The organism is Burkholderia sp. DN3021, from assembly GCF_049805555.1.
Classification (GTDB): domain Bacteria; phylum Pseudomonadota; class Gammaproteobacteria; order Burkholderiales; family Burkholderiaceae; genus Burkholderia; species Burkholderia pyrrocinia_C.
In genome coordinates this window covers 54,075-62,329 of record NZ_JBNCAB010000040.1, presented here as the reverse complement: position 1 = coordinate 62,329, position 8,255 = coordinate 54,075, and the positions used below count along the sequence as shown (strand labels likewise).

General features: G+C 67.0%; 4 protein-coding genes. 3 read left to right on the top strand and 1 reads right to left on the bottom strand.

Annotation, left to right across the window (positions count from 1 at the left end; all coding sequences use genetic code 11):
* Positions 1-134: 134 nt before the first annotated feature.
* Together ACPUER_RS20335 and ACPUER_RS20330 are read left to right on the top strand one after the other, a co-directional pair.
* Positions 135-2,969 (top strand): ATP-dependent Clp protease ATP-binding subunit, encoded by a 2,835-nt coding sequence (locus ACPUER_RS20335; protein WP_175961784.1) that lies wholly within the window; start codon positions 135-137, stop codon positions 2,967-2,969.
* Between the two features lie 125 nt (positions 2,970-3,094).
* The gene (locus ACPUER_RS20330) at positions 3,095-5,374 is read left to right on the top strand and encodes an FdhF/YdeP family oxidoreductase (protein WP_425131966.1); all 2,280 of its coding nucleotides are present in this window, start codon (positions 3,095-3,097) and stop codon (positions 5,372-5,374) included.
* A 132-nt stretch (positions 5,375-5,506) separates the two neighbouring features.
* Here ACPUER_RS20330 and ACPUER_RS20325 read toward each other — a convergent pair whose 3' ends face one another.
* Positions 5,507-6,928, bottom strand: coding sequence for a purine-cytosine permease family protein (locus ACPUER_RS20325; RefSeq protein WP_425131965.1), 1,422 nt, complete (start codon positions 6,926-6,928; stop codon positions 5,507-5,509).
* A 389-nt stretch (positions 6,929-7,317) separates the two neighbouring features.
* Between ACPUER_RS20325 and ACPUER_RS20320 the strand changes: the two genes are divergently transcribed.
* Positions 7,318-8,241, top strand: coding sequence for a LysR substrate-binding domain-containing protein (locus ACPUER_RS20320; protein WP_425131964.1), 924 nt, complete (start codon positions 7,318-7,320; stop codon positions 8,239-8,241).
* The last annotated feature ends 14 nt before the right edge of the window (positions 8,242-8,255 follow it).

Genomic DNA, 8,255 nt, shown 5'->3' with positions numbered 1-8,255 from the left:
GGGCGCGACAGCGTGGGCGCGGCCCGCGCGCCGCCGCGCCGCGCGTCGCGTGTTCGCGGTCGGCACGCGCCAGCGCTGCACCGCATCGTGACTTCACCGTTCGACCCACCTTCACAGACAGGAGCCAGACCACCATGCCCGCACTTTGCGATATCTGCCACGCCCGGCCGGCCGTTGCGCGCGCAACCGTGATGCAGGACGGCGAGCGCAAGACGATCTCGATCTGCGACTATCACTTCCGTCAGCTGATGCGGCATCAGAGCATGCTGAACCCGTTCGATTCGCTGCTGGGCGGCGGCTCGTCGTCGCTGTTCGGTGAGCTCGGCGACGAATCGCCGCTCGCCGCCGAGGTGCCGCGCGAATCGGTCGACCCGACCGACGCGTTCAGCGAACAGACGCTCGAACTGCTGCAGCGCGCGGCCGAGAAGGCGCACGAACTGCGCCGCAGCGAGCTCGACTCCGAACACCTGCTCTACGCGCTCGCGGACACCGACGTCTGCGCCGCGCTGCTGAAGGAACTGAAGCTGTCGCCGCAGGACATCAAGTCGTATATCGACGAGCATGCGCACACCGGCACGGCCGCCCCCGATGCGCCGCTCGACAAGCTGTCGATCTCGCCGCGCGTGAAGAAGGCCGTGCAATACGCGTTCCAGGCGTCGCGCGATCTTGGCCACTCGTATATCGGCCCCGAGCACCTGCTGATCGGGCTCGCATCGGTGCCGGACAGCATCGCCGGCACGCTGCTGAAGAAATACGGCGTGACGCCCGAGGCGCTGCGCCAGAAAGTCGTGAAGGTGGTCGGCAAGGGCGCCGAGGACGGCCGCGTCGACGCACCGACCGGCACGCCGAACCTCGACAAGTTCGGCCGCGACCTCACCGCGATCGCGCGCCAGGGCAAGCTCGACCCCGTGCTCGGCCGCGCGCAGGAAATCGAAAGCACGATCGAAGTGCTCGCGCGCCGCAAGAAGAACAACCCGGTGCTGATCGGCGAGCCGGGCGTCGGCAAGACCGCGATCGTCGAAGGGCTCGCGCAGCGGATCGTCAACGGCGACGTGCCCGAGGTGCTGCGCAACAAGCGGCTCGTCGAGGTCAACATCAATTCGATGGTCGCCGGCGCCAAGTATCGCGGCGAGTTCGAGGAGCGCGCGAAGCAGCTGATCGACGAAGTGACTGCAAAGCAGGACGAACTGATCCTGTTCATCGACGAACTGCATACGATCGTCGGCGCGGGCCAGGGCGGCGGCGAAGGCGGCCTCGACATCGCGAACGTGCTGAAGCCCGCGCTCGCGCGCGGCGAGCTGAGCCTGATCGGCGCGACGACGCTCAACGAATACCAGAAGTACATCGAGAAGGACGCGGCGCTCGAACGGCGCTTCCAGCCGGTGTTCGTACCGGAGCCGAGCGTCGAGCAGACGATCGTGATCCTGCGCGGGTTGCGCGACAGCCTCGAGGCGCACCACCAGGTGACGTTCGCCGACGACGCGTTCGTCGCGGCCGCCGAGTTCGCCGACCGCTATATCACGTCGCGCTTCCTGCCCGACAAGGCGATCGACCTGATCGACCAGGCCGCCGCGCGCGTGCGGATCGGCGCGACGTCGCGCCCCGTCGACATCCAGGAAGGCGAAGCGCAGATCGCGCAACTGAAGCGCGAACAGGACTACGCGACGTCGCGCAAGCGCTTCGACGAAGCGAAGCAGTTCGAGGAGCAGATCAACGCGAAGCAGAAGACGCTCGATGAAAAAATGGAGGCGTGGCAGCGCAAGACGGGCTCCGAAACGCTCGAGGTGACGGTCGAGTCGGTCGCCGAAGTCGTGTCGCGGCTGACCGGCATCCCCGTGTCCGAACTCACGCAGGAAGAGCGCCAGAAGCTGCTGAAGATGGAGGAGCAGCTGCGCGAGCGCGTGGTCGGCCAGAGCGACGCGGTGGTGGCCGTCAGCGACGCCGTGCGGCTGTCGCGCGCGGGGCTCGGCCAGACCCACCGGCCGATCGCGACGTTCCTGTTCCTCGGGCCGACGGGCGTCGGCAAGACCGAGCTCGCAAAAGCGCTGGCCGAGACCGTGTTCGGCGACGAGCAGGCGATCATCCGCATCGACATGTCCGAGTACATGGAACGGCACGCGGTCGCGCGGCTGATCGGCGCGCCGCCCGGCTACGTCGGCTACGACGAAGGCGGCCAGCTCACCGAGCGCGTGCGGCGCCGCCCGTACAGCGTGATCCTGCTCGACGAGATCGAGAAGGCGCACCCGGACGTCTACAACGTGCTGCTGCAGGTGTTCGACGACGGCCGCCTGACCGACGGCAAGGGCCGCGTGGTCGACTTCAGCAACACGATCATCATCGCGACGAGCAACCTCGGCGCCGCGATCATCATGGACAACCTGACGCAGCCGGAAGCCGCGCGCAAGACCGACAAGGCGATCCGCGACGAACTGATGCAGGTGCTGAAGGGCCATTTCCGCCCCGAGTTCCTGAACCGGATCGACGAGGTGATCGTCTTCCACGCGCTGTCGAAGGAGAACATCCGCGCGATCGTGCAGATCCAGCTCGACCGCGTAGTACGCACGGCCGCCGCGCAGGACATCACGCTCGTGATGGGCGATGCGCTCGTCGAGCACCTGACCGAAGCCGGCTACCAGCCGGAGTTCGGCGCGCGCGAGCTGAAGCGCCAGATCCGCCAGACCATCGAGACCAAGCTCGCGAAGGAGATCCTCGCCGACCGGTTGAAGTCGGGCGACCGCGTCGAGGTCGACTACGACAAGGACAGCGGCGAAGTGAAGTTCGACAAGCTCGCCGCGCCTGAAGCGAAGGACACGAAGAAGGACGCCGACGGCAAGGCGAAACCAAACGGCAAGGCGGCCGCCAACGCATCCGGCGACGCGAGCGCCGGCGATGCGCCCGCCGACGCGCCGCCACCCACCGCAAAGCAGTCCGGCAAGAAGTCTTCCGGCGCGAAGAAGGACGCGCACTGAAACCCCGCCTGCCCTGCAGCCCGGGGCAAGCATGACCGGCTCCGTCCGACGGACGGAGCCGCACCACGCCGCGACACGGCGCAACCCGAGCCGCCCGCACCGGGCCCGGCTCATGGAGATTCACAATGACAAATCGACGCGAAGTGCCAGGCATCAGGAAGTACGATGGGCCCGCCGGCGGTTGGGGCGCGCTTCGCGCGACAGCCGAGGCCGTGCGCACGCAGATGGAAACCATCGAGGCGCCGATCGTGCTGATGCGGACCAACCAGCCCGACGGTTTCGACTGCCCCGGCTGCGCATGGCCCGACAAGGAACACAAGTCGACGTTCCAGTTCTGCGAGAACGGCGCGAAGGCCGTCACGTGGGAAGCGACGACCAAGCGCGTGACGCCCGAGTTCTTCGCGGCGAACACCGTGTCGTCGCTGCTGCGCATGTCGGACTACGAACTGGAGAACATGGGCCGGCTCACGCATCCGCTCGCCTACGATCGCGCGACCGACACGTTCCGCGCGATCGAATGGGACGACGCGTTCGCGCGCATCGGCGAAGTGTTGCGCGCGCTGCCGCCCGAGCAGGTCGAGTTCTACACGTCGGGCCGCGCGTCGAACGAAGCCGCGTACCTGTACCAGCTGTTCGCGCGCGAGCTCGGCACCAACAACTTCCCCGACTGCTCGAACATGTGCCACGAGCCGACCAGCGTCGGCCTGCCGCAGTCGATCGGCATCGGCAAGGGCACCGTGTCGCTGGAGGATTTCGACCACTGCGAGCTGATCATCTCGATCGGCCACAATCCCGGCACGAACCACCCGCGGATGATGGGCACGCTGCACGAGTGCTCGCGGCGCAACGTGCCGATCATCGTGTTCAATCCGCTGCGCGAGCGCGCGCTCGAACGCTTCGCGGATCCGCAGGACATGATCGAGATGGCGTCGTTCGGCTCGACGCGCATCGCATCGACGTACTACCAGCTCGATGCGGGCGGCGACGCGGCCGCGCTGAAGGGCATCATGAAGGCGCTGCTGCAGCTCGAAGCCGAGCGCGGCGACGTGCTCGACCGCGACTTCATCGCGCAGCACACCAACGGCTTCGACGCGTTCTCGGCCGATCTGCAGGTCACGTCGTGGGACGACATCGAGCGCGCGAGCGGCCTCAGCCAGGCGCAGCTCGAACAGGTCGCACTCGCGTACGCGAAATCGAACGCGACGATCGTCACGTACGGGATGGGCGTCACGCAGCACAACAAGGGCACCGCGACCGTGCGCCTGATTGCCGACCTGCTGCTGATGCGCGGCAACATCGGCAAGCCCGGCGCCGGCATCTGCCCGCTGCGCGGCCATTCGAACGTGCAGGGCAACCGCACGGTCGGCATCACCGAGAAACCGTCGGCCGAGTTCCTGAAGAAGATCGAGGACGTGTGCGGCTTCACGCCGCCCGCGCATCACGGGCACGACGCCGTGCAGGCGATGCAGGCGATGGTCGACGGCAGCGCGAAGGCGCTGCTGTGCCTCGGCGGCAACTTCGCGGTCGCGCTGCCCGATCCCGAGCTGTCGTTCCCGGCGATGTCGAAGCTCGACCTGAGCGTGCACCTCGGCACGAAGCTGAACCGCACGCACCTGCTGGTCGGGAAGGAAACCTTCATCCTGCCCGTGCTCGGCCGCACCGAGCTCGACATGCAGGCGAGCGGCCGGCAATCGATCACCGTCGAGGATTCGATGTCGATGGTCCACGCGTCGGCCGGCAAGCTCAAGCCCGCATCCGACCAGTTGCGCTCGGAGCCCGCGATCGTCGCGGGCATCGCGTATGCGACGCTGCCGAACAGCAAGGTCGCGTGGCTCGACCTGATCGCCGACTACGACCGCATCCGCGACCTGATCGACCGCACGGTGTCCGGCTTCGAGGCGTTCAACGAGCGCATCCGCACGCCGGGCGGCTTCCGCCTGCCGCTGCCGCCCACCGAGCGCGTGTGGCCCACGGCGACCGGCAAGGCGATGTTCTCGGTCTACAAGGGCGTCGCGGAAGACGCGGAAGTGCTCGGCGGCGAGCACGTGCTGCGGCTGATCACGCTGCGCAGCCACGACCAGTACAACACGACGATCTACGGGCTCGACGACCGCTATCGCGGCGTGTTCGGGCGGCGCGACGTGCTGTTCATGAACCCGGCGGATCTCGCGAAGTACGGGCTCGAACACGGCGACCTCGTCGACATCGAGACGATCACCGCGTCGGGCCGCACGCTGCGTCTCGAGAAGATCACCGCGATCGAGTACGACATCGCGCCGGGTTCGGTCGGCGCGTACTACCCGGAAGCGAACGTGCTCGTTCCGCTCGACTACATCGACAAGGAAAGCGGCACGCCGTCGTACAAGTCGGTGCCGGTGCGCGTCGCGCGCTCGGCGGTCGTCTGATGCACGGGCAGGCTTGCGGCGCGTCACCCGCCGCGGGCCTGCCTTCGTCATGTCGAAACGCTTCCACGGGCCACCGCATCTCGACCGATGCGGTGGCCCCCTCTTCCTGCTCCGCTTCGAAAGGCGCCCCGCTTACTGCGCTGCAGTCGGCGGCAGATGCGCACCGCCCTGCCGGCGCCGGTACGCGCTGTCGCGTGTCGCGAGCCAGTAGTACAGCGGCGACGTCAGCACCAGCCCCACGAGCCACGACAGGTCCGCGCCGCCGAGATGCGCGGGAATCGGCCCCGCATACATCGGCGTATTCATGAACGGAATCTGCACGAGGATGCCGATCGCATACGCGAGCAGCGCCTGCGGATTGAAGCGGCCGTAGATCCCGCCGTCCGCCATGAAGATCGACTGGATGTCGTACTTGCCCTTGTGGATCACGTAGAAGTCGATCAGGTTGATCGCCGTCCACGGCACGAGCACGACCAGCAGCGCGAGCACGAGATCGACGAGGTTGCCGACGAAGTTCGTCGATGCGCCGATCGCCGCATAGCAGCACGCAACGAAGATCACCACCGACACCGCCGCGCGGGTTTTTGCGGTCGGAATCCACTTGTACGCGAACGTCTGCACCGACGTGATCACCGCGAGCACCGCGCCGTACAGGTTCAGCGCGTTGTGGCTGATCACGCTCAGCAGGAACAGCACGAGCATCAGCGGCCCGAGCGGGCCGGTCGCCTGCTTGACCGCATCCATCGTGTCCGCGCCGGCCGGCACCGCGAGCACCGCGACCGCGCCGAAGATGAACGCGAGCGTCGAGCCGATCGTGCAGCCGAGATAGGTCGCCCAGAACGTCGACGCGACGCCGACATCCTCCGGCAGATAGCGCGAATAGTCCGATACGTACGGCGCGAACGCGATCTGCCACAACGCCGACAGCGACACCGTCGCGAGCCAGCCCGCGAAGTCGAAGCCGCCGCGCGTCAGGAAATCGTCGGTCGTCGCGTGCGTGAGGATCATCCAGAAGCCGACCAGGATCCCGATGCCGAGCACCCACGTGCCGATGCGGTTCAGGATATGGATGAAGCGGTAGCCGACGATGCCGATCAGCCCCGAGCCCACCGCGCCGATCACGATGCCGACGGGCACCGGCACCGACGCCGCGATGCCGTGCACCGACTTGCCGGCGAGCACGATGTTCGACGCGAAGAAGCCGACGTACATCACGGCCGCGATCACCGTGACGAGCAGCGCGCCCCACGAACCGAACTGCGCGCGGCTCTGGATCATCTGCGGGATGCCCATTTGCGGCCCCTGCGCGGAATGCAGCGCCATCAGCACGCCGCCGACCGCCTGGCCGACGACGATCGCGACGATGCCCCACATCAGGTTCAGGTGAAAGAGCTGCACGCCGAGCGCGCCGGTCACGATCGGCAGCGGCGCGATATTGCCGCCGAACCAGAGCGTGAACAGGTCGCGCACCTTGCCGTGGCGCTCCGCGGGCGGCACGTAGCCGATCGTGTGTTTCTCTATCATCGGGGACGCGTTGCGGTCCACGTTCGTCATGGTGAAGTCTCCTGTCCTGCGCGGCGATGCGCGCTTGCCGTTCAAGCCGGCGCGCGATGGGGTGCGCACCTGCAATCGGGTCCGGATACGCGAGCGACGACGCGCCGCGTGCGCGCGCGGCGGTTGTCGGCCGAAGCGGACAATGCGCGGCTTGCGGGGACGGACGACATGTCCCGCCGGCACGTGTGCGGCCTCGTTGCGATCCGGATTGGAGACGATGGTGCGCCCCCGATGCCGCGACGGAGAAATACTAAAAATATTTCCGGGACATACGAAAAAGCTCTGTAGCGGAAATTTCGGCTTCGGGCTTCTTCAGGTAAGGTGCTACGCGAAACCACGGACAGAATTCGCCCTCGGCGGCACGCCGGGGCCGGGCATCAGAGGTGCATGTGGCTCACTACACTTTGCGGCAACTGAAATACTTCGTGACGACGGTCGAATCCGGCAGCGTCGCCGAGGCGTCGCGCCAGCTTTTCATCGCGCAGCCGTCGATCTCCAGCGCGATCAAGGGGCTCGAGGAAAGCTTCGGCGTGAAGCTGTTCATCCGCCATCACGCGCAGGGCGTATCGCTGACGCCGAGCGGCACGCGCTTCTACCGGAAAGCGCAGGAGCTGCTGCGCATCGCGCACGAATTCGAACAGAACGCGCTCGCCGACAACGACGTGATTACCGGGCAGATCGACATCGGCTGCTTCGAAACGGTCGCGCCGCTCTATCTTCCTCAGCTCATCGCAGGGTTCCGCGAGCGCTACCCGGGCGTCAACATCCGGCTGCGCGACGGCGACCAGCAGGAACTCGTGCAGGGCCTGACGTCCGGCACGTTCGATCTCGCGCTGATGTACGACCACGATCTCGACGGCACGATCGAAACCGAGCCGCTGATGCCGCCGCAGCAGCCATACGTGCTGCTGCCGGAGGACCACCGGTTCGCGGGCCAGCCGCACGTGTCGCTGCGCGACCTCTGCGTCGAGCCGATGATCCTGCTCGACGTGCAGCCGAGCCGCACGTATTTCGTCAGCCTGTTTCATGAGCTCGGGCTGACGCCGAACATCGTGTTCGGCTCGCCGTCGATCGAGATGGTGCGCGGGATGGTCGGCCAGGGGTTCGGCTTCTCGCTGCTCGTCACGCGCCCGTATTCGGAATACACCTACGACGGCCGGCGCGTCGTGACGATCGGCCTCAGCGAAACGGTGAGCCCGTCCGGGCTCGTGAGCGCACGCCTGAAACGCGGGCAGCTCACCAAGCAGGCGCAGTCGTTCGTCGATTTCTGTCGCGAGCGGCTCGCGCAGATCGTCGCGGAATCGGCGCGATAGCGAAGCAGAAAACG

Bases quoted from the DNA above. Each gene is read 5' to 3' on its own strand.
- ACPUER_RS20335 (WP_175961784.1), top strand. From the start codon at position 135: ATGCCCGCACTTTGCGATATCTGCCACGCCCGGCCGGCCGTTGCGCGC.
- ACPUER_RS20325 (WP_425131965.1), bottom strand. From the start codon at position 6,928: ATGACGAACGTGGACCGCAACGCGTCCCCGATGATAGAGAAACACACG.
- ACPUER_RS20330 (WP_425131966.1), top strand. From the start codon at position 3,095: ATGACAAATCGACGCGAAGTGCCAGGCATCAGGAAGTACGATGGGCCC.